Consider the following 19,370-nt stretch of genomic DNA (forward strand, 5'->3'; position numbering starts at 1 on the left):
CATGGACTTCGAACTCTCGGAAGAGCAACGGGCCTTTGCGCAGACGGCGCGCGAATTCGCACTGGCCGAATTCGCGCCGCATGCGGCGCGCTGGGATGCGGAGGCGATCTTTCCGAAGGAGGCGATCGCCAAGGCCGGCGAACTCGGCTTCTGCGGCCTCTATGCCCCCGAAAGCATCGAGGGCCTTGCGTTGCCGCGTCTCGATGCCGCGCTGGTGTTCGAGGAGATGGCCGCGGTCGATCCGTCGACCACGGCCTTCATCACGATCCACAACATGGCGACCTGGATGCTCGGCACCTGGGGCGGCCCCGCCGTGCGCGAGCGCTGGGGTGCCGATCTCACGAGCGGCCGCAAGCTGGCGTCGTACTGCCTGACCGAACCGGGCGCGGGCTCGGATGCCGGCTCGCTCAAGACGCGCGCCGAGCTGCAGGGCGGCGACTACGTCATCGACGGCGGCAAGGCCTTCATCTCCGGCGCCGGTTCCACCGACGTGCTGGTGCTGATGGCGCGCACCGGGGCCGGCGGCGCTGGTGGCATCTCGGCCTTCGCGGTGCCGGCCGACGCGCCGGGCATCAGCTACGGGAAGAAGGAACACAAGATGGGCTGGAACAGCCAGCCCACGCGCACCATCAACTTCGACAACGTGCGCGTGCCGGCCGAGAACCTGCTCGGCAGCGAAGGCGAGGGCTTCCGCATCGCGATGAAGGGGCTCGACGGCGGGCGCATCAACATCGCGACCTGCTCGGTCGGCGCGGCGCAGGGCGCGCTCGATGCGGCGCGCCGCTACCTGCACGAGCGTCAGCAGTTCGGCAAGCCGCTCGCGAGCTTCCAGGCGCTGCAGTTCAAGCTGGCCGACATGGCGACCGAACTCGTCGCCGCGCGCCAGATGGTGCGCCTCGCCGCGAGCAAGCTCGACGCCGGCCATGCGGACGCCAGCACCTACTGCGCGATGGCCAAGCGCTTTGCGACCGATGCGGGCTTCAACGTCTGCAACGACGCATTGCAGCTGCATGGCGGCTACGGTTACTTGAGCGAATTCCCGCTGGAGCGGCTGGTGCGCGATGCGCGCGTGCACCAGATCCTCGAAGGCACCAACGAAATCATGCGCATGATCGTCGCGCGCAAATTGCTGGAAAGCGACAGCGACATCCGATGACCGACGCCGTAGTCCTCTTCGACGAAATCAGCACCGCCGGCGGGCAGCGCTTCGGCATTGCCACGCTCAACACGCCGGCCTCGCTCAACGCGCTGTCGGTCGACATGGTGCGCCTGCTGACGCCGCGGCTGCGCGCCTGGGCCAAGGACGCGGGCATCGCCGGCGTCATGCTGCAGGCCGCGGGCGAGAAGGCCTTCTGCGCCGGCGGCGACCTGCGCCAGCTGTATGCGACGCTGGGGCAGTACGGGGCCGAACGCAATCCCTACGCCGAAAGCTTCTTCGGCGAAGAGTACGAGCTCGACTACCTGATCCACACCTACCCCAAGCCCTTTCTGTGCTGGGGCCACGGCATCGTGATGGGCGGCGGCATCGGCCTCATGGCCGGCGCATCGCACCGCGTGGTGACGGAAAAGAGCCGGCTCGCGATGCCCGAGATCAACATCGGTCTCTATCCCGATGTCGCGGGCAGCTGGTTCCTGCGGCGCATGCCGGGGCGCGTGGGCTTGTTCCTCGCCTTCACGGCCGCGCCCTTGAACGCGGCCGATGCGATCTTCTGCGGCCTGGCCGACGTCTGCATCGCACATGAGCACAAGTCGCAGGTGCTCGACGCCATCGCCCGCGTCCACTGGCAGGGCGACGCGCAGGCCGATCGCGCCACGCTTTCGCGCCTGCTCGAACCGCATGCGGCGAGCGCCGAGCCGCAGCGTTCGGTCGTGCGCGCGCATTTCGACACCATCAATGCGCTGATGGCCGGCGACGACCTGCTCGCGATCGCGCAACGGCTGCGCGCGCTGCACAGCGACGATGCGTGGCTGCAGACCGCCGCCGCGACCTTCGTCAAGGGCTCGCCGAGTTCGGCCGCGCTGGCCTTTGCGTTGTGGCAGCGCGTGCACCACATGTCGCTGGCCGAGGTGTTCCGCCTCGAGTACTGGGCTTCGCTGGGCGCCTGCGCGCATGCCGACTTCCGCGAAGGCATCCGCGCGCTGCTGATCGAGAAGGACCGCAACCCGCGCTGGAATCCCGCGACGCTCGAGGAGGTCACGCGCGAATTCATCGACGACCATCTGCGTCCGCGCACCCCTGGACCGCACCCGCTGGCCGCACTCACCTGAACACCATCCACGGAGACACACACATGAAGATCGCATTCATCGGCCTCGGCAACATGGGCGGACCCATGGCGCTGAACCTGCACAAGGCCGGCCACGCGCTGAGCGCCTTCGATCTGTCGGCCGAAGCCTGCAAGAAGCTCGCGGCCGACGGCGTGTCCATCGCCGGCTCGGCGGCCGCCACGCTGGCCGGCGCCGAGGTAGTGATCAGCATGCTGCCCGCGAGCCAGCATGTGGAGGCGCTCTATTTCGGCAACGGCGGCCAGGGCGGGCTGCTCGAGCAGATCGCGCCCGGCACACTCGTGATCGACAGCAGCACCATCGCCGCGGCGACCTCGCGCAAGGTGGCGGAGGCGGGCGCCAAGCGCGGCGTGGCGGTGATCGACGCGCCGGTCTCGGGCGGCACCGGCGGCGCGGTCGCGGGCACGCTGACCTTCATGGTCGGCGGATCCGAAGCGGACCTCGAACGCGCGCGCCCCGTGCTCGAGAAGATGGGCACCAACATCTTCCACGCCGGCACCGCGGGCGCAGGCCAGACGGCGAAGATCTGCAACAACATGCTGCTCGGCATCCTCATGATCGGCACCTCGGAAGCGATCGCGCTCGGCGTCGCCAACGGGCTCGACCCCAAGGTGCTGTCCGAGATCATGCGGCGCAGTTCGGGCGGCAACTGGGCGCTCGAAAAGTACAACCCGCTGCCCGGCGTGATGGAGGCCGCACCGGCCTCCAAGGGCTATGCCGGCGGCTTCGGCACCGACCTGATGCTCAAGGACCTGGGCCTCGCACAGGAGAACGCGGCGGCCGTGCGCGCCGCCACGCCGCTCGGCGGCCTGGCGCGCAATCTCTATGCGGCGCACAGCCTGGCCGGCCATGGCGCGCTCGATTTCTCGAGCGTGATCAAGCTGGTGCAGAAGGCCGGCGGCTGATCGCAGCGCGGGCGCGCGCATTCACAGCAGCGCGATGCCCGGCAGGCTCTTGAAGCAGGACTCGCGCGTGATGCGAACGAAATCCTCCAGCCATGGCTGGGCCGAGGTCGCTGCGGTGCAGGCCATGTGCAGCTCGCCGGTCAGGCCCTTGCGGCCCACGGGCCGGGCCGTGACGTATCCGCGGTCCAGATAGCCCTGCACGGCCCACAGCGGCAAGGTCGCGATGCCGCGGCCGCTGGCCACCAGCTGCAGCATCGCGACGGTGAGTTCGGTGGTGCGGCGACGCGCCGGCTCCACGCCCGCCGGCGCCAGCACCTGGCGCACGATGTCGAGCATGTCGTCGGGCACCGGGTAGGTGATCAGCGTCTGGTCGGCGAAGTGGCGCGCCGTGAGATGCGTGCGCGCCGCGAGGGGATGGTCGTTGGCCAGGAGCGCCATGATCTCGAAGCGGAACAGCGGGTGGTAGTCGACCGACTCGGCCGCGTCCTGCTCGGAGACGATCGCCACCTCGGCGCGCTTTTGCAGCACCAGCGCGATCGGGTCGGGATGAAAGCCCGAGACGATGTCGAGCTCGATCTCCGGCCAGTGGCTGCGAAATGCGTCCATCGCCGGCATCAGCCAGTCGAAGCAGGTATGGCATTCGACCACGATGCGCAGCTGCCCGCTGCCGCGCTGCGCCAACCGCGCCATGTCGCGTTCCGTTTCCTCGACCAGCGACACCGCGGCATCGGCGAGCTGCAGCAGGCGCAGGCCCGCGCTGCTGAACTGCGGCGGCAGCGACTTGCGCTCGAACAGCGCCGCGCCATAGCGATCTTCGAGCAGCTTGACCTGGTGCGACAGCGCCGACTGCGTGAGATTGAGCAGCTGGGCGGCGCGCACCAGGCTGCCCGTGTCGCGCAGGGCGATCAGCGTGCGCAGGTGCCGGATCTCGAGGATGGATTGAGGCATGAATCGGATTCAAGTTGACTGGCAAAAGCTTTCGTTTGAATCATAGAGCCGAAACGCCGACCATTGCCGGATGACACGCATCCACACTCTCGGCTTTCCGCGCATGGGCGCGCAGCGCGAACTCAAGTTCGCCCTCGAACAACACTGGCGCGGCGAGCTCGACCGCGACGCGCTCGAAGCGGTCGGCGCCGGGCTGCGCGCGCGCCACTGGCAGGCCCAGCGCGATGCCGGGCTCGATCGGGTGACGGTGGGCGATTTCGCGTTCTACGACCATGTCGCCAACCACATCCAGCTGCTGGGCTGCGAGCCCGCACGCTTCGACTTCCGCGGCGACGCGCCCGAGCTCTCGCGCTACTTCGCGATGGCGCGCGGTGTGGCGGCCGAGCCGCACGCACATGAACACGAAGGTGATTGCACGCATGCCGGGCATGGCAGTCTCGCGCTCGAGATGACCAAGTGGTTCGACACCAACTACCACTACCTGGTGCCCGAGTTCGGCGCGGCCACGCGCTTTGGCCTGGGGTCGTTCCGGCTGTTCGACGAGGTCGCAGAGGCGCAGCAGGCCGGGCACGCGGTCAAGGCCGTGCTGCTCGGGCCGCTGAGTTTCCTGTGGCTCGGCAAGGAAAAGGAAGCCGGCTTCGACCGCTTCACGCTGCTCGATTCCCTGCTGCCCGTCTACGAGCAGATCCTCGCGCGGCTGAAGGCGCAGGGCGTCGAATGGGTACAGATCGACGAACCGATCCTCGGCCTCGACCTGCCCGATGCGTGGCGCCATGCCTTCGAGCGCAGCTACTGGCAGCTCGCGCGCAGCGCGCCGAAGCTGCTGCTGGCCACCTACTTCTCGCCGCTCGCCGACAACCTTCGGCTGGCCTGCCAGCTGCCGGTGGCGGGCCTGCACGTGGATGCGGTGCGCGCGCCCGATGAACTCGTCGGCGTGGCCGACTGGCTGCCGGCGCACAAGGTGCTGTCCGTCGGCATCGTCGACGGCCGCAACATCTGGCGGACCGAACTCGATGCGGCACTGGCGCGCCTGCGCCCGGTCGCGGCCAAGCACCAGGGCGAACTCTGGCTCGCGCCTTCGTGCTCGCTGCTGCACGTGCCGTTCAGCCTTGCGGGCGAGGACAGGCTCGACCCCGAGGTGAAATCCTGGCTGGCGTTCGCGGCGGAAAAGCTCGACGAGTTGCGCGTGCTGCGCGCCGCGATCGATGGCGGCGAGGCCGGCGTGCAAGCCGAACTCGCGGCCGCACGCGCCGCCGTGGCCGCGCGCCGCGCCAGCCCGCGCGTGCACCGCGCCGACGTGGCGCTGCGCCTGGCGCGCCGCGTGGCCGGCGACGATCGCCGTGCCACGCCCTTCGCCGAACGCCAGGCGGCGCAGCGCGCACGCTTCGCATTTCCGCCGCTGCCGACCACCACCATCGGCTCCTTCCCGCAGACGCCGCAGGTCCGCGCCGCGCGCGCCGCCTTCCGGCGCGGCGCGCTCGATGCCGCCGGCTACCGCGCGAAGATGCGCGCCGAGATCGCGCTCGCGGTGCGCAAGCAGGAAGCGCTCGGCCTCGATGTGCTGGTCCATGGCGAGGCCGAGCGCAACGACATGGTCGAGTACTTCGGCGAGCAGCTCGACGGCTTCGCCTTCACCGCCAACGGCTGGGTTCAGTCCTACGGCTCGCGCTGCGTCAAGCCGCCCATCCTCTACGGCGACGTGGCACGGCCGGCGCCGATGACGGTCGAATGGACCGCCTACGCGCAAAGCCTCACGTCGCGGCCGATGAAGGGCATGCTGACCGGGCCGGTCACCCTCCTGCAGTGGTCCTTCGTTCGCGACGACCAGCCGCGCGCGCGGACCGCCGAACAGATCGCCTGGGCCATCCGCGACGAGGTGGTCGATCTCGAGCAGGCCGGCATCGGCATCGTGCAGATCGACGAACCGGCGATTCGCGAAGGGCTGCCGCTGCGCCGTGCGGGCTGGCCGGCTTACCTGGACGGCGCCACCCGCGCGTTCCGGATCAGCGCCTCGGGCGTGGCCGACCGCACGCAGATCCATACCCACATGTGCTATTCGGAATTCAACGACATCCTGCCCGAGATCGCCGCCATGGATGCCGACGTGATCACCATCGAGACCAGCCGCTCCGACATGGAACTGCTGCGCGGCTTCGGCGCCTTCGCCTATCCGAACGAGATCGGCCCCGGCGTCTACGACATCCATTCGCCGCGCGTGCCGGCCACGCACGAGATGGTGCGGCTGATGCGCAAGGCGGCGGCGGTGGTGCCGCCCGACAGGCTCTGGATCAATCCGGACTGCGGGCTCAAGACGCGCGCCTGGCCCGAGACCGAGGCGGCGCTGGCGAACATGGTGGCGGCCGCCCGACAGCTGCGCGAGGAATTGGCGGCGGCTTGATGCCGGCCGCGCGAGCCGCGGCCCTCAGTAGCCGAGCGTCGGATTGCGCCGCGCCTCGTCGCGCCGGCGCTCCTCACGCACCCGATCGCAGCGCGGATGCCGGCTGTACGCAGGGTTGTCGCAGTGAGAGGCTTCGCAGCGCGCGGCGAAGATGAAGTTCATGTTCTCGCAGCCGCGCCGCGGGTCCATCGGTTCCGCGCGCGCGTGCGGCGCGGCGCGCGGCGGCTGCGCGCGCTCGGGTGCCGGCAGCACCGGCGCCACCGGATCGGGCGCGCCGGGCTCGACCACCATCTCGCCGGCCGACAGCGACGAGACCAGCGGCACCGGGTCCGGCGCCTTGGGCGGTGCCACCGCAGGCATCGGGGCGGTGGGCGCTGTCGCCTGCACCACGGCCGGCGCTGGCGCACGGCGCGTCACGTACGCGGTCCAGCCGACAAAGCAGAGCAGCACGGCGAACGCCAGCAGTCCGACCCGGATCCACACGATGGGCTGTTCGGTCGGCAGCACGATGCGCTCGAGGGCGGGAGGGCGTTCGCTGTCCGGGCCGCCCGCGGGTCCTTTCACGCGCATGGCCGCGAGCGCGGAGGGTCCGGTGGCAGCAAAGGCCGGCAGCCTGCCCGCACAGCCATGACAGAACATGGCGTTGTCGCGATTCTCGGTGTTGCACACGGCACAGACCACGGACATCCAGCAGCTCCCGGTGATTGGGCAATACAGTGCGGCGACTCTGCACACCGGCTGCGCCGGCGTCTGCCGGCCGGCGCCTACTTTGCGTGGCGCCGGGTGCCGGCGGTTCTGGCCGGTGCCACCGCGTAGGGCGTGAACCGGCTCTGATTCTCGTCGACATCGAGCGGGCGGCCGACAAACGGAAAGGCGCGCTGCGGGCAGGCCGCGCGCTCGCACACCTTGCAGCCCATGCCGATGGGCGTCGGCACCTCCGGGTCGCCGAGGTCCAGGCCCTTGGCATAGACGAGCCGCGACGCATGGCTGATGTCGCAGCCCAGGCCGATCGAGAAGGTCTTGCTCGGCGAGCCATAGCCGAGCTGGCCGCGCGAGATGGTGCGCGCGATCCACAGGTAGGCGCGGCCGTCGGGCATGCGCGCGAGCTGCGGCAGGATGCGGCCCGGCTGCGCGAAGGCCTCGTACACGTTCCACAGCGGGCAGGTACCGCCCATCTTGGAGAAATGGAAATGCGTGGCCGACTGCCGCTTCGAAATATTGCCCGCGCGGTCGACCCGGATGAAGAAGAAGGGCACGCCGCGTGCCTCGGGCCGCTGCAGGGTCGACAGCCGATGGCAGATGGTCTCGAAGCCGACGCCGAAGCGCCGCGCGAGCTGGTCGATGTCGTAGCGCAGCGCCTCGGCCGCCGCGAGGAAATCCGCGTAGGGCAGCAGCAGGGCGCCCGCGAAGTAGTTGGCCAGGCCGATGCGCGCCAGCGCGCGCGCCGCGGGGCTGGAGAACTTGGCCGAAGCCACCAGGTCCTGCAGCACCTCATCCATCTCCAGGAACGCGATCTGCGTCGCCAGCTGGAAGGCGGACTGGCCGGGCTCGAGATACGGCGACAGGCGCAGCACCTTGGTGGCGGGGTCGTAGCGGCGCTGGTCGTTCGAGGCTCCATCCTCGGCCGGCACCACGCGCACGCCGTGCTGCGTCAGCAGGCGCTGCGCCAGCCGGTCGCCGGGACTGCCTTCGCGCAGCCGCCATTCGGCCGCGAGCGACTCGGCCGCATCGTCGAGCGCGGCGATGTGGTTCTGCCGCGCGAAGAAGAAGTCGCGCACTTCCTCGAAGGGCATCGGCCGGCCCTGCGCGAGGTCGCCGCGTCCGTCGCCGAGGCCGGCGGCCATGGCCTCGATGCGTTCCATCGCGTCGCGATGGCGCCGGTGCAGCGCGATCAGGCTGTGGCCGACCATCGGCATCTGGGTGGCGATCTCGCGCATCTCGGCGAGCGAGACCGGCTCGCCGCCCGGGTTGTCGGCCAGCGCCTCGCGCAGGCCGGCCACGAGCCGGGCTTCCTCGTCGTCCGAGAAGGATTGCACGTCGATGTCGAAGGCCGCGCTGACCTTGAGCAGCACCGGCACGGTGAGCGGCCGCTGGTTCTGCTCGATCTGGTTGAGGTAGCTCGGCGACAGGCCGAGCCGCTGCGCCAGCGCGACCTGGCTCAGGCCGCGCTCCTCGCGCAGACGGCGCAGGCGCACGCCCATGAAGGTCTTTTTCATATTCGCAATATTCGCAAGAACGGTCGCCGCCATTCGCAATGATTCGCCAATTCAGGCCTTCATTATGAAGCGAATGTTGCGTAAATTGCGAAGACGCTTTCAAGGAATCCGCATGACCGAAACTTCCCAGGCCGGCTTCAAGCCGAAGAAATCCGTCGCGCTCTCGGGCGTGACGGCCGGCGACACCGCGCTGTGCACCGTGGGCCGCACCGGCAACGACCTGCACTACCGCGGCTACGACATCCTCGACATCGCCGAGGTCTGCGAGTTCGAGGAGATCGCGCACCTGCTCGTGCACGGCAAGCTGCCGACGGCGGCCGAGCTGCGCGCCTACAAGAACCGGCTGAAGGCGATGCGTGGCCTGCCCGCCAGCGTGAAAGCGGCGCTGGAGCAACTGCCGGCGAGCACCCATCCGATGGACGTGATGCGCACCGGCGTCTCGGCGCTCGGCTGCGTGCTGCCGGAGAAGGACGATCATGGCGTGGCCGGTGCGCGCGACATCGCCGACCGGCTCATGGCCTCGCTCGGCTCGATGCTGCTCTACTGGTACCACTGGTCGACGCAGGGCCGGCGCATCGAGGTCGAGACCGGCGACGAATCGATCGGCGCGCACTTCCTGCATCTGCTGCATGGAGGGGAGCCGTCGGCGAGCCGCGAGCGCGCGATGCACACCTCGCTCAATCTCTATGCCGAGCACGAATTCAACGCCTCGACCTTCACCGCGCGCGTGGTCGCCGGCACCGGCTCGGACGTGTATTCGGCCATCACCGGCGCCATCGGCGCGCTGCGCGGGCCGAAGCACGGCGGCGCCAACGAGATGGCCTTCGAGATCCAGAAGCGCTACGACTCGCCCGACGAGGCAGAGGCCGACATCCGCCGCCGCGTCGCGGCCAAGGAGGTCGTGATCGGCTTCGGCCACCCGGTCTACACCGTGGCCGATCCGCGCAACGAGGTCATCAAGCGCGTCGCGAGGCAGCTGTCGCAGGAAGAGGGTTCGACCCGGATGTTCGGCATCGCCGAACGCGTCGAGACCGTGATGTGGGACGCCAAGCGGATGTTCCCCAACCTCGACTGGTTCAGCGCCGTGAGCTACCACATGATGGGCGTGCCGACCGCGATGTTCACGCCGCTGTTCGTGATCGCGCGCACCAGCGGCTGGGCGGCGCACATCATCGAGCAGCGCATCGACAACAAGATCATCCGGCCGAGCGCCAATTACACTGGCCCCGAGGATCTGAGCTTCGTGCCGATCGCCGAGCGCCGCTGAATGCAGAGAGAAAGCATGTCCACACACGTCAGCAACATCCGTCCCGAATGGGACCCCGTCATCGTCGACATCGTCGACTACGCGCTCGGCTACGAGGTCCGCTCCGACCTGGCCTACGACACGGCCCGCAACATCCTGATCGACACGCTGGGCTGCGGACTGGAAGCGCTCGAGTACCCGGCAGCCTGCAAGTTGCTGGGGCCGGTCGTCAAGGGCACCACGGTGCCGCAGGGGGCGCGCGTGCCGGGCACGCAGTTCCAGCTCGATCCGGTGCAGGCGGCGTTCAACATCGGCGCGCTGATCCGCTGGCTGGACTTCAACGACACCTGGCTCGCCGCCGAATGGGGTCATCCGAGCGACAACCTTGGCGGCATCCTGGCCGTGGCGGACTGGCTCAGCCGCACGGCCATCGCCGCGGGCAGGAAGCCGCTGGTGATGCGCGACGTGCTGACCGGCATCATCAAGGCGCACGAGATCCAGGGCGTCATCGCGCTGGAGAATTCGTTCAACAAGGTCGGGCTCGATCACGTGCTGCTGGTCAAGGTGGCGTCCACCGCGGTGGTCTCGCAACTGCTGGGCCTCACGCGCGACGAGACGCTGGCCGCGGTCTCGCTGGCCTGGGTGGACGGCCAGAGCCTGCGCACCTACCGCCACGCGCCCAATGCCGGCAGCCGCAAGAGCTGGGCCGCGGGCGATGCCACCAGCCGCGCGGTGCGGCTGGCGCTGATCGCGCAGACCGGCGAGATGGGCTATCCCTCGGCCCTCACGGCGAGGACCTGGGGCTTCTACGACGTGCTCTTCAAGGGCCAGCCCTTCCGCTTCCAGCGGCCCTACGGCAGCTACGTGGCGGAGAACGTGCTGTTCAAGATCAGCTTCCCGGCCGAGTTCCACAGCCAGACGGCGGTCGAGGCCGCGGTCACGCTGCACGGTCAGCTCGCGGCGGCCGGCAGGTCGGTCGAGGACATCCGGCGCATCACCATCCGCACGCACGAGGCCTGCATCCGCATCATCGACAAGCAGGGGCCGCTCAACAACGAGGCCGACCGCGACCATTGCATCCAGTACATGGTCGCCGTGCCATTGATCTTCGGCCGCCTCACCGCCGCCGACTACGAGGCTGGCGTCGCGGCCGACCCGCGCATCGATGTGCTGCGCGCGAAGATCCATTGCGTGGAGGACGCGCGCTACACCGCGGACTACCACGATCCCGACAAGCGCAGCATCGCCAACGCGCTGACGGTGGAATTCAACGACGGCAGCAGCCTGCCCGAGCTCGCGGTCGAATACCCGATCGGCCACAAGCGCCGCCGCCGGGACGGCATCCCGCTGCTCGAGGCCAAGTTCCGCACCAACCTTGCGCGGCGCTTTCCGAAGAAGCAGCAGGACGCGATCCTCGCCGTCTCGCTCGACCAGCGCGCGCTGGAGGCGATGCCGGTGAACGAGTACGTCGATCTCTACGTGATCTGAGCGCGCGGCGGGCGCGGGCGATGGGCGCGGTGGCATCATTGCCGCCTCGACATGAATCGGACACCAGGAGACATTGCATGCATTCATTCCGCCGCCTCTCACTCCTCGTCGGCCTTACCGCCGCCTTCGTCGCGGGCAGCGCGGCCGCGCAGACCTGGCCCACCAAGCCGATCCGGCTGGTCGTGCCGTTCTCGGCCGGCGGCGCCAATGACCTGATGGCGCGCGCCGCGGCCGAGGGGGCGTCGAAGGCGCTGGGCCAGCCGGTGGTGGTCGACAACAAGCCCGGCGCGGGCACGGTGCTCGGCGCCGAGATCGTCGCCAAGAGCGCGCCCGACGGCTACACCTTCCTGGTCAGCGCGGCCGGCGTGGTGTCCAACAGCATGGTCCGCAAGAGCATGCCCTACAAGGACGAGCAACTGGTGCCGGTCGCGATGATCGGCCTCGCGCCTTCCGTCATCGTGGTGCCGGGCGACGCGCCCTACAAGGACCTGAAGGAATTCATCGCCGCCTCGAAGAAGTCATCCACCGGCTTCCATTGGGCCACGGCCGGCACCGCCAGCACGCCGCACTTCGTCGAAGGCCTGCTCACGACCAAGTACGGCGCCAAGCTCGACCTGGTGCCGTACAAGAGCGGTTCGGAGTCGATCACCGCAGTGCTCGGCAGCCAGGTCGAGGCCACCTCCGAGGCCAGCATCGTGGTGCTGCCCTACATCAAGAGCGGCAAACTGAAGGCGCTGGCCGACACCTGGACGCAGCGCATCTCGGCCTACCCCGACCTGTCGACCGCGGTCGAGCAGGGCTTCCCCGACATCCGCATCGCCCACTGGGCCGGCGTGCATGCGCCGCGCGGCACGCCGGATGCGATCCTCGACAAGATGGCGTCCGCGATCGATGCCGCGATGAAGACGCCGGCCACGGTCGAGCACCTCAAGAGCATGGGCATCGAGCCCATCGGCGGCACGCGCGCCTCCTTCGTCAAGTTCGTCGGCGAAGAACGCGCGCGCCTGGGCGGCGTGGTCAAAGCCACCGGCATGAAAGAGGATTAGGCTCGCCCCCCAGGCTTGCCCACTCCGTATGGCCGCCAACCCCCCGGCCGGGGGCAATACCGGCGGACCGGCCGAGCCGGATCCGCGGTATTTCTGGAAGGGGCCGGCACACTCCGCATCTGACATCTGATGAAAATTGAATCCATGACTTCTCGCAAGACCCTTCGTACCCTGGCAGAGGCGCGCCGCGGCGTGCTGGTGCCGGGCGCTTTCAATGCGCTCTCGGCGCGCGTGATCGAAGACCTCGACTTCGAGGCGATCTACGTCACCGGCGCGGGCGTGACCAACATGTGGTTCGGCCTGCCGGACCAGGCCTTCATGGGCCTGCACGAGATCGCCGACCACACGGCCCGCATCCGCGACGCAGTGCAGCTGCCGCTGATCGTCGATGCCGACACCGGCTTCGGCAACGCGCTCAACGTGCGCCACGCGGTGCGCGTGCTGGAGCGCGCCGGCGCCGACTGCATCCAGCTGGAGGACCAGGTGAGTCCCAAGCGCTGCGGCCACTTCTCGGGCAAGGAGGTCATCGACACCGCCGAGATGCTCGGCAAGATCAAGGCCGCGGTCGATGCGCGGCACGATCCCGATCTGCTGATCATGGCGCGCACCGACGCCGCGGCGGTGCACGGCTTCGAGGCCGCGGTGGAGCGCGCGCAGCAGTTCAGCGAGGCCGGCGCCGACATCCTGTTCGTCGAGGCCGTCACCACGGCCGACGAGATCCGCGCGCTGCCCAGGCGCCTGGACCGGCCGCAGCTGATGAACATGGTGATTGGCGGCAAGACGCCGATCTTCAGCGCCGAGGAGCTCGGCGGCCTCGGCTACGGCATCGTGCTCTATGCCAACGCCGCGCTGCAGGGCGCGGTGGCGGGCATGCAGAAGGCACTCACGGTGCTGCGCGACACGCGGCGCATCGACGAGGATCCGGCGCTGGTCGTGTCCTTCGCCGAGCGGCAGCGGCTGGTGGGCAAGCCGGCGCTCGATGCGCTGGAGAAGAAATACGAAGCCTGAAGGCGCCCGGCCGGGGTTCAGATCTCCCGGCCAAGCCCCTGCGCACGCAGAACGGCCTTGAGGCGTCGCACCTCGTGCTCCAGATCGACGATCAGCGCCGCGGCTTCGACCCCGACGCCGAAATCGCGTTCGAGCCGGCGCACGGTGAGCGCGCATTGCAGGTCGGCGCTTTCGAAGCGCCAGTCGTCCGGCCGCTGGGCCGGCGCACGCGATGCGATGACGCCGACCTCGACCAGCTGAACGACCCAGGCGATCTCCGCGCCGCAGGCGTGCGCAAGCTCGTGCGCCGCGAGCGGATGCGAGGCGCCCAGTGCGGTGGTGGTGACGGAAACGGTGGCCATGCTCATCACACTCCCAGATGGCTGCGTGGGTTGAAGGGGGCGGCCTGCGCGAGCTGCTCGTAGGCCTTGCGCGCGGCGTCGGTGTCGGCCGGCGGCAATGCGATCTCCAGCAGCAGGTAGAGATGGCCCGGCGGCTTGCCCGGCAGCCCGCGCTCCTTGAGGCGCAGCTTGAGTCCGTTGCGCGCCTTCGGCGGCACGGTGACCTCGACCACGCCGCCGCCCGGCGTCGGCACCTCGATCTTCGCGCCGAGCGCGCCTTCGGTCGGCGTGATCGGCAAGGTCATGTAGATGTCGCGGTCCTCGATGCGGTAGAGCTTGTGCGGCGCGATGCGTACCTCGAGGTACATGTCGCCCGCCGCTTCGCCGCCGATGCCCGGCATGCCCTGGCCGGCCAGGCGGATGTACTGGCCCGGATGCACGCCGGGCGGGATCTTCACGCTGAGCGTGCGCGTCTTCCACTCGGGCCGACCCTGGGCATCGATCTCCTGCGAGCGCAGCGTGATCTCGCGCTCGGCGCCCTTGAGCGCATCCTCGAGCGCGATCTCGATCGCGGCGTGATGGTCCTCGCCGCGCGCGCGGTGGTGGCGGCGCTCGGCGCTGCGCCGCTCGGCCGCGCCGAACACCGACGAGAAGAACTCGCTGAAGTCCGCATGGTCGGCCGGCCCCTGGCCCGGGCCGCGATGGAATTCGAAGCCCTCGTCCCAGTTCGGCGGCGGCTGGAAGCCGCCGTCGGGGCTGCCGCCGCGTGCGACGTGGTCGGCGAGCTGGTCGTAGGCCGCGCGCTTTTCCTTGTCGCGCAGCACGTCATTGGCTTCGTTGATGTCGCGCATGCGCACTTCGGCGTCGGCTTCCTTGCTGACGTCGGGGTGGTACTTGCGCGCGAGCTTTCGGTAGGCCTTGCGCACCTCGTCTTCCGAGGCGCCGCGCTCGAGGCCGAGGGTCTTGTAGTAGTCCTTGAAATCCATGGTGTTTGGGTATGCAGGTGGCGGCCGGTTCAGGCCAGGGCGGCGCCATCGTCCGCTTGCGCGAGCAGCGCCGCCACGCCCCATGTGGGGCCGCTGCGCGCGAAACGCAATGGCTGCGCGTTGCCGAGCACGCCGAAGTCGATCGGCACGCCGAGCATCGCCGCCAGCACCAGCAGCGATCCGCCGTGCGCCACCACCAGCACCGGCGCGGGAAGCGCGAGCGCCGCGTCGAGCGCGACGCGCTTGCGCTCGACGAAGCGGGCCAACGTCTCGCCGCCCTCGGGTTCGCAGGCCCAGTCGAGCGCGGCGGAAGAAGTGCCGATCAGTGCGCCGAAGTCGCGTTCGCGCAGGCCTTCGAGCACCAGCGGCGCGAGCGCGCGGTTGCGATGGCGGCCCATCACCGTGTGCGCGGTGTCGAAGGCGCGTTTCGCATCGCTGCACGCGACGCTCTGGATCGGCTCGCCGGCCAGCAGCTCGGCGGCGCGCGCCGCCTGCGCGAGGCCGAGGTCGCTCAATGGCTCGTCGACGGGCTGGAAGATGCGCTGCGCATTGCGCGGCGTCTGGCCGTGGCGCAGGAAGTAGAAGTGGTCGCAGGCCGGTGCGAGCGGCACCTGGGCTGCGAGCCGAACGAGTTCATGGAGTCCGTCGTGCATGGTTTCAATAGGCGAGGTGGAGGGGCGCGCCCACGCGCTGGGCGTCGATGTCGGCGCGATGGAAAGGCAGCGGCAGCCATTGTTTGGCCGAGAACAGCGGCAGCTGATCGTAGGCGAGCGGCGAGGCCGGGTCGCTGCTCTGGCCGTAGGTCAGCAGGGCTTGCGCCACCGGGCCGCGGTCGTCGAAGCTCACGGCCTGGATGTAGCTGGTGCCGAAGTTGACCTGGTAGCCGGTGGGCCGGATCAGCGACTGGCCCTGGCTCTCGACCTTGTTGAGCACGCCTTCGAATTCATCGCCGCCGTGGAGCGTGACCTTCTGTCCGCGCACCATCCGCGTCTGCACCTCGGCCAGCGGCACGTCGGCCGCGAAACCCGCGGTGCGCACGATGCCGACCGCATCGCCGAGCGCCTTGAAGACGGCATCGCGCCTGGCCGGCGTGGCCATGTCGAGGCCGGCCGGCGTGACCACCGGACGCGCCGCGTCGAAGGGCACGCGCCACACCTTCGGCACATCCTTGGCCTTGCGCCAGAACTCGCGGAAGAGCGGTGCGCCCTTCGAGGCGCTGTCGCTGGTGCGGTCCCACGCGGCCAGCACGCGGCAACCCAGCGTCTGGTCGGGCGTGAGCGCCGCGGCGTCGGCGCTGCAGGCGGCGGCGAGGTCGTCCATCACCAGCATGCCGGCCAGGTTCTTGTCGCGGAAGATCACGCTGCGCAATTCGGCCGCGCCCATGCGATTGCCCGGCAGGCCGTCGTTGCCGGCGAGCCGGCCTTCGATCTCGAGGATGCCGCTGCGCGTGCGCAGCCGCTGCGGCGTGCCGATGGCGCCCACCAGCGGCGAGATACCGGCCGGCGGCGCGATGTGCGGGTTGCTGAGCCAGAAGCTGTCGTTGCTGTTCTGCACCCAGTCCTGCGTCACGATCACCGGCATGCGCGCGGGCGGTATCGCGCCGGGCATCGCGGCGGCGCTGTCGCGGTGCCAGGCGCAGGCCGAGCGCGAGCCATCGAGCACCGCGAGGCCGGTGTCGAGCAGCGCCGCCGCGGCGGGCGAGGGCGCGCAGGCCTTGAGCATCTCGGCCGACACATCGGGCACCACCGAGAGATCGGCATACATCGCATGGCCGTCGCGGTCGGCGGCGATGGTGTTGACCCACGGCATGCCCTGGTTGTCCATGGCGGCGCGCAGTTCGGCCACGTCGTGCGCCAGCGCCATCCGCATCCAGCTCTGCGCCGAGCGCACGTTGAGCGTGTTGACGTCGCGGATCGCGTAGGCCTTGGCGGCCGTCCAGCCCAGGCCTGCGCGCGGCAGCGAGAGGACCGGGCCCCATTCGGTGCCGTAGAAAGTCTTTTGCGCCGGCGCCGCGCCGCCGGCTGCGGCGGCCGCGGGCAAGCTGATCGTGCGCGCCGTCATCTTGCGCGGCTGGCCGTCGACGATGTAGGTGGTCGGATCGCTCGGGTCGAGCTTCAGCTCGTACAGCGTGAAGCGCTTGCCGGTCGAGACCGTGTGCGTCCAGGCCACGTCCTTGTTGAAGCCGATCACCACCATCGGGCTCCCGCCGATGCCCGCGCCCATCACGTCGAGCTTGCCGGGAATGATCAGGTGCATTTCCCAGAAGCGGTTGGTGCCGGTCCAGGGAAAGTGGGGGTTGCCGAGCAGGACGCCGTGGCCGTCGGGCGTCGCGTTGCGGCCGAAGGCCCAGCCGTTGGAGCCGAGCTCGCCGCCTTCGGGATTGGCGTTGAAGCTGTAGCGGCCGATCTCCGCGACGGCCTGCTGCCGGTCGACCGGTGCCTCGCCGCTTCGGGTGCCCGGCGCCGGCGGTCGGGCCGCGAGCACCGCGCCGGCCAGCGCGCCGAGGCCGCCCTGGATCATCGACAACTCGGTGCCGCGCCACAGATCGGTGGGCACCATCGGCCGCACCCAGGGCTTGCCGCGACAGGCTTCGGGCAGGCCGTTCGGGCCCGTGTCCTGCAGGTACCGGTTGTAGCCGGCGATGTAGCCGCGCGACGAGGCCCGCGCGTCGGGGTCGACGGTGGCCGCGGCGCGCGCGAGCGCGGCGTCGTCCATGTGGGCGCGCACGAACAGATCGATCTGCGCGTTCGGCATGCGGCCCAGGCCGAGCTGGCCGATGCCCTCCGGTCCGAGGAACTGCGAACGCTCGCCGCGTACCGTGAGCAGGTGGTCGGCGATCTGGCAGACGTTGTCCTGCGCGTACGCGTAGCCGACGCCGAAGCCGATGCCTTCGTAGTCCGGTGCCGTGATGTGGGCGATGCCATGGGCCGTGCGTTCGATGGTCACGCCGCGCCCGCCCGCCGCCGGTGCGGTGGCGCAGGCGCTGAGAAGTGCGGCGGCGGCGAGGCAGGTGGCAGACCTCACGAAGTGGGGAAGCCTGAGGGAGGTCATAGTTTTGGAATGCGCAGGGTCTTGCTGATCATCAGCGTGCCCGAGAGCGCGAACAGCAGGCACAGCGGATGCAGCAGCCAGGGGCCGAGCTGCCACGCCCCGCCCCACGGCGTCGCGCCGATGTGTCCCTGAACGGCCGCGACCGCGAGCACGCCCACCAGCACCACGCTGGTCGGGATCGGCGTGCCCTCGAAGTACTTCACCTTGCCGGCACCTTCGGACAAGGCTTCGGCCGTCACGTTGTAGCGCGCCAGGCGGCTCACGCCGCAGCCGACGAAATAGATCAGGATCACGCAGTCCCATCCGCCGTCGAGCCCGGCGGCGAAGGCCAGCGCGGCGGGCGCGACGCCGAAGGAGATCACGTCGGCGAGCGAGTCGAGTTCGCGGCCGAGCGCGGACTGGGTCTGCCGCCAGCGCGCGATGCGGCCGTCGAACACGTCGAAGATGAAGGCCGCGGGCGCGAGCGCCGCAGCCCACAGGAACTGCGCGAGCGACTGGCTCGCCACATAGGCCATCGCCAGGAACACCGCGCCCACGCCGCAGGCTGCGTTGCCGAGCGTGAACACATCGGCCAGGTGAAAGCCGCGGATCATCGAGAAGTGCTTGCGCGCCGGCGCCGGGGAAGGCGGGGAGTTCGACATGGGTGGCTCCGAAGGCAGGTCAGGTGCCATGCACCTTAGCGCAAGTGGCCGCCGGTCGCTGTAGTCGCCGTCCGATGCCTCAGGCGGCGGCGTCGTGTTCTTCGGCGATGTGGGCGAAGCGGCCGAGCAGCTGCGCCGAGGTCGGCGTGCCGGCGACGCGCTCGCGCAAGGCTGCGGCGTCCTGGCCTTCCGCGTGAAGCGGGCCGGCCATCAGGTCGACATAGCCGCGCATCGCCTCGGCATCGAACTCGGGATGGAACTGCACGCCCCAGGCGCAGCGGCCGATGCGAAAGGCCTGGTTCGGCTCGAGCGCGGTGCCGGCCAGCCGGACCGCGCTCGCGGGCAGCCGCAGCGCGCTTTGCCGGTGCGCCATCTGCGCGTCGAAGCGCGCAGGCAGGTCGTGCAGCAGCGCATCGCCGGCGGCTTCATGCGTGAGTTCGATCGCGACGGTGCCGAGCTCCAGGCCGCCCGGGCGATCGCCGGCCTCGCCGCCGAGCGCATCGGCCAGCAGTTGGTGGCCGAAGCAGATGCCGAGCACGGGCGTGTCGTGGGCCACGAGTTGCCGCAGCCACGCGCCGGTCGCTTCGCTCCAGGGCTCGCGGTGCGAGACCATCGCATGCGAGCCGGTGACGACGGCACCGGAAATCGTGTCCGGCGCCGGCAGGGTATCGCCGCGGCGCGGATCGAGCACCACCACCGGCAGCCGCGTCGCGCCGAGTCCGGCGGCGACCCAGTGCTCGAAGTCGCCTTGCCGGTCGCGCAAGGCATCGAAGGTGTCTCCGACCTTGATGATCGCGAGCGGGCGGGGCGGGATGTTTTCCATGTCCGCGA

At 69.9% G+C, this 19,370-nt stretch carries 17 protein-coding genes; 8 read left to right on the top strand and 9 right to left on the bottom strand.

Annotated features, from left to right (window positions below; translation table 11 throughout):
- The first annotated feature begins 1 nt into the window (after position 1).
- Genes E5P2_RS10400 through mmsB form a run of 3 tightly spaced genes read left to right on the top strand, consistent with a single transcriptional unit; the run spans position 2 to position 3,191 of the window.
- The gene (locus E5P2_RS10400; protein ID WP_162567009.1) at positions 2-1,156 is read left to right on the top strand and encodes an acyl-CoA dehydrogenase family protein; all 1,155 of its coding nucleotides are present in this window, start codon (positions 2-4) and stop codon (positions 1,154-1,156) included.
- Positions 1,153-2,268 carry an enoyl-CoA hydratase/isomerase family protein gene (locus E5P2_RS10405; protein WP_162567010.1) on the top strand — a complete coding sequence of 372 codons (1,116 nt, stop codon included), beginning with the start codon at positions 1,153-1,155 and terminating at the stop codon, positions 2,266-2,268. The genes E5P2_RS10400 and E5P2_RS10405 overlap by 4 nt, the downstream gene beginning before the upstream one ends.
- A gap of 23 nt (positions 2,269-2,291) precedes the next feature.
- Positions 2,292-3,191 carry a 3-hydroxyisobutyrate dehydrogenase gene (gene mmsB, locus E5P2_RS10410; protein WP_162567011.1) on the top strand — a complete coding sequence of 300 codons (900 nt, stop codon included), beginning with the start codon at positions 2,292-2,294 and terminating at the stop codon, positions 3,189-3,191.
- Positions 3,192-3,212: 21 nt separating this feature from the next.
- Here mmsB and E5P2_RS10415 read toward each other — a convergent pair whose 3' ends face one another.
- Positions 3,213-4,139, bottom strand: a complete 927-nt coding sequence (locus E5P2_RS10415) for a LysR family transcriptional regulator (RefSeq protein WP_162567012.1) — start codon at positions 4,137-4,139, stop codon at positions 3,213-3,215.
- A gap of 70 nt (positions 4,140-4,209) precedes the next feature.
- Between E5P2_RS10415 and metE the strand changes: the two genes are divergently transcribed.
- Complete coding sequence (gene metE, locus E5P2_RS10420) at positions 4,210-6,537, top strand: 5-methyltetrahydropteroyltriglutamate--homocysteine S-methyltransferase (RefSeq protein WP_162567013.1); 2,328 nt, start codon at positions 4,210-4,212, stop codon at positions 6,535-6,537.
- A 24-nt stretch (positions 6,538-6,561) separates the two neighbouring features.
- Here metE and E5P2_RS10425 read toward each other — a convergent pair whose 3' ends face one another.
- Positions 6,562-7,224, bottom strand: coding sequence for a hypothetical protein (locus E5P2_RS10425; protein ID WP_162567014.1), 663 nt, complete (start codon positions 7,222-7,224; stop codon positions 6,562-6,564).
- Positions 7,225-7,301: 77 nt separating this feature from the next.
- The gene (locus tag E5P2_RS10430; RefSeq protein WP_162567015.1) at positions 7,302-8,753 is read right to left on the bottom strand and encodes a short-chain fatty acyl-CoA regulator family protein; all 1,452 of its coding nucleotides are present in this window, start codon (positions 8,751-8,753) and stop codon (positions 7,302-7,304) included.
- A gap of 112 nt (positions 8,754-8,865) precedes the next feature.
- On the opposite strand from E5P2_RS10430, the gene prpC reads away from it, so the two are divergent.
- The 4 genes from prpC to E5P2_RS10450 all read left to right on the top strand — a co-directional run bounded on the left by prpC (position 8,866) and on the right by E5P2_RS10450 (position 13,541).
- Positions 8,866-10,020: a bifunctional 2-methylcitrate synthase/citrate synthase gene (prpC, locus tag E5P2_RS10435; RefSeq protein ID WP_162567016.1), complete on the top strand. Its 1,155-nt coding sequence runs from the start codon at positions 8,866-8,868 to the stop codon at positions 10,018-10,020.
- A gap of 15 nt (positions 10,021-10,035) precedes the next feature.
- Positions 10,036-11,487 carry a bifunctional 2-methylcitrate dehydratase/aconitate hydratase gene (locus E5P2_RS10440; protein ID WP_162567017.1) on the top strand — a complete coding sequence of 484 codons (1,452 nt, stop codon included), beginning with the start codon at positions 10,036-10,038 and terminating at the stop codon, positions 11,485-11,487.
- Positions 11,488-11,564: 77 nt separating this feature from the next.
- Positions 11,565-12,533: a Bug family tripartite tricarboxylate transporter substrate binding protein gene (locus tag E5P2_RS10445; RefSeq protein ID WP_162567018.1), complete on the top strand. Its 969-nt coding sequence runs from the start codon at positions 11,565-11,567 to the stop codon at positions 12,531-12,533.
- A 144-nt stretch (positions 12,534-12,677) separates the two neighbouring features.
- The gene (locus E5P2_RS10450) at positions 12,678-13,541 is read left to right on the top strand and encodes an isocitrate lyase/PEP mutase family protein (protein WP_162567019.1); all 864 of its coding nucleotides are present in this window, start codon (positions 12,678-12,680) and stop codon (positions 13,539-13,541) included.
- 17 nt (positions 13,542-13,558) lie between these two features.
- Here the strand turns inward: E5P2_RS10450 and E5P2_RS10455 are convergent, their stop codons facing one another.
- From E5P2_RS10455 to E5P2_RS10480, 6 genes are all read right to left on the bottom strand, one after another.
- Complete coding sequence (locus tag E5P2_RS10455; protein WP_162567020.1) at positions 13,559-13,882, bottom strand: chaperone modulator CbpM; 324 nt, start codon at positions 13,880-13,882, stop codon at positions 13,559-13,561.
- Between the two features lie 5 nt (positions 13,883-13,887).
- The gene (locus E5P2_RS10460; RefSeq protein WP_162567021.1) at positions 13,888-14,847 is read right to left on the bottom strand and encodes a DnaJ C-terminal domain-containing protein; all 960 of its coding nucleotides are present in this window, start codon (positions 14,845-14,847) and stop codon (positions 13,888-13,890) included.
- A gap of 29 nt (positions 14,848-14,876) precedes the next feature.
- On the bottom strand, positions 14,877-15,500 hold the full coding sequence (locus E5P2_RS10465) for a histidine phosphatase family protein (RefSeq protein ID WP_162567022.1): 624 nt from the start codon (positions 15,498-15,500) through the stop codon (positions 14,877-14,879).
- Between the two features lie 4 nt (positions 15,501-15,504).
- Positions 15,505-17,898 (bottom strand): penicillin acylase family protein, encoded by a 2,394-nt coding sequence (locus E5P2_RS10470; protein ID WP_162567023.1) that lies wholly within the window; start codon positions 17,896-17,898, stop codon positions 15,505-15,507.
- A complete protein-coding gene (locus E5P2_RS10475) occupies positions 17,895-18,539 on the bottom strand; it encodes a CDP-alcohol phosphatidyltransferase family protein (RefSeq protein WP_162567024.1) in 645 nt (214 codons plus the stop codon). The genes E5P2_RS10470 and E5P2_RS10475 overlap by 4 nt, the downstream gene beginning before the upstream one ends.
- A gap of 79 nt (positions 18,540-18,618) precedes the next feature.
- The gene (locus E5P2_RS10480; protein WP_162567025.1) at positions 18,619-19,362 is read right to left on the bottom strand and encodes a glutamine amidotransferase; all 744 of its coding nucleotides are present in this window, start codon (positions 19,360-19,362) and stop codon (positions 18,619-18,621) included.
- Between the last annotated feature and the right edge of the window lie 8 nt (positions 19,363-19,370).

Origin of the sequence: Variovorax sp. SRS16 (assembly GCF_901827165.1) — a bacterium.
Lineage (GTDB): Bacteria > Pseudomonadota > Gammaproteobacteria > Burkholderiales > Burkholderiaceae_C > Variovorax.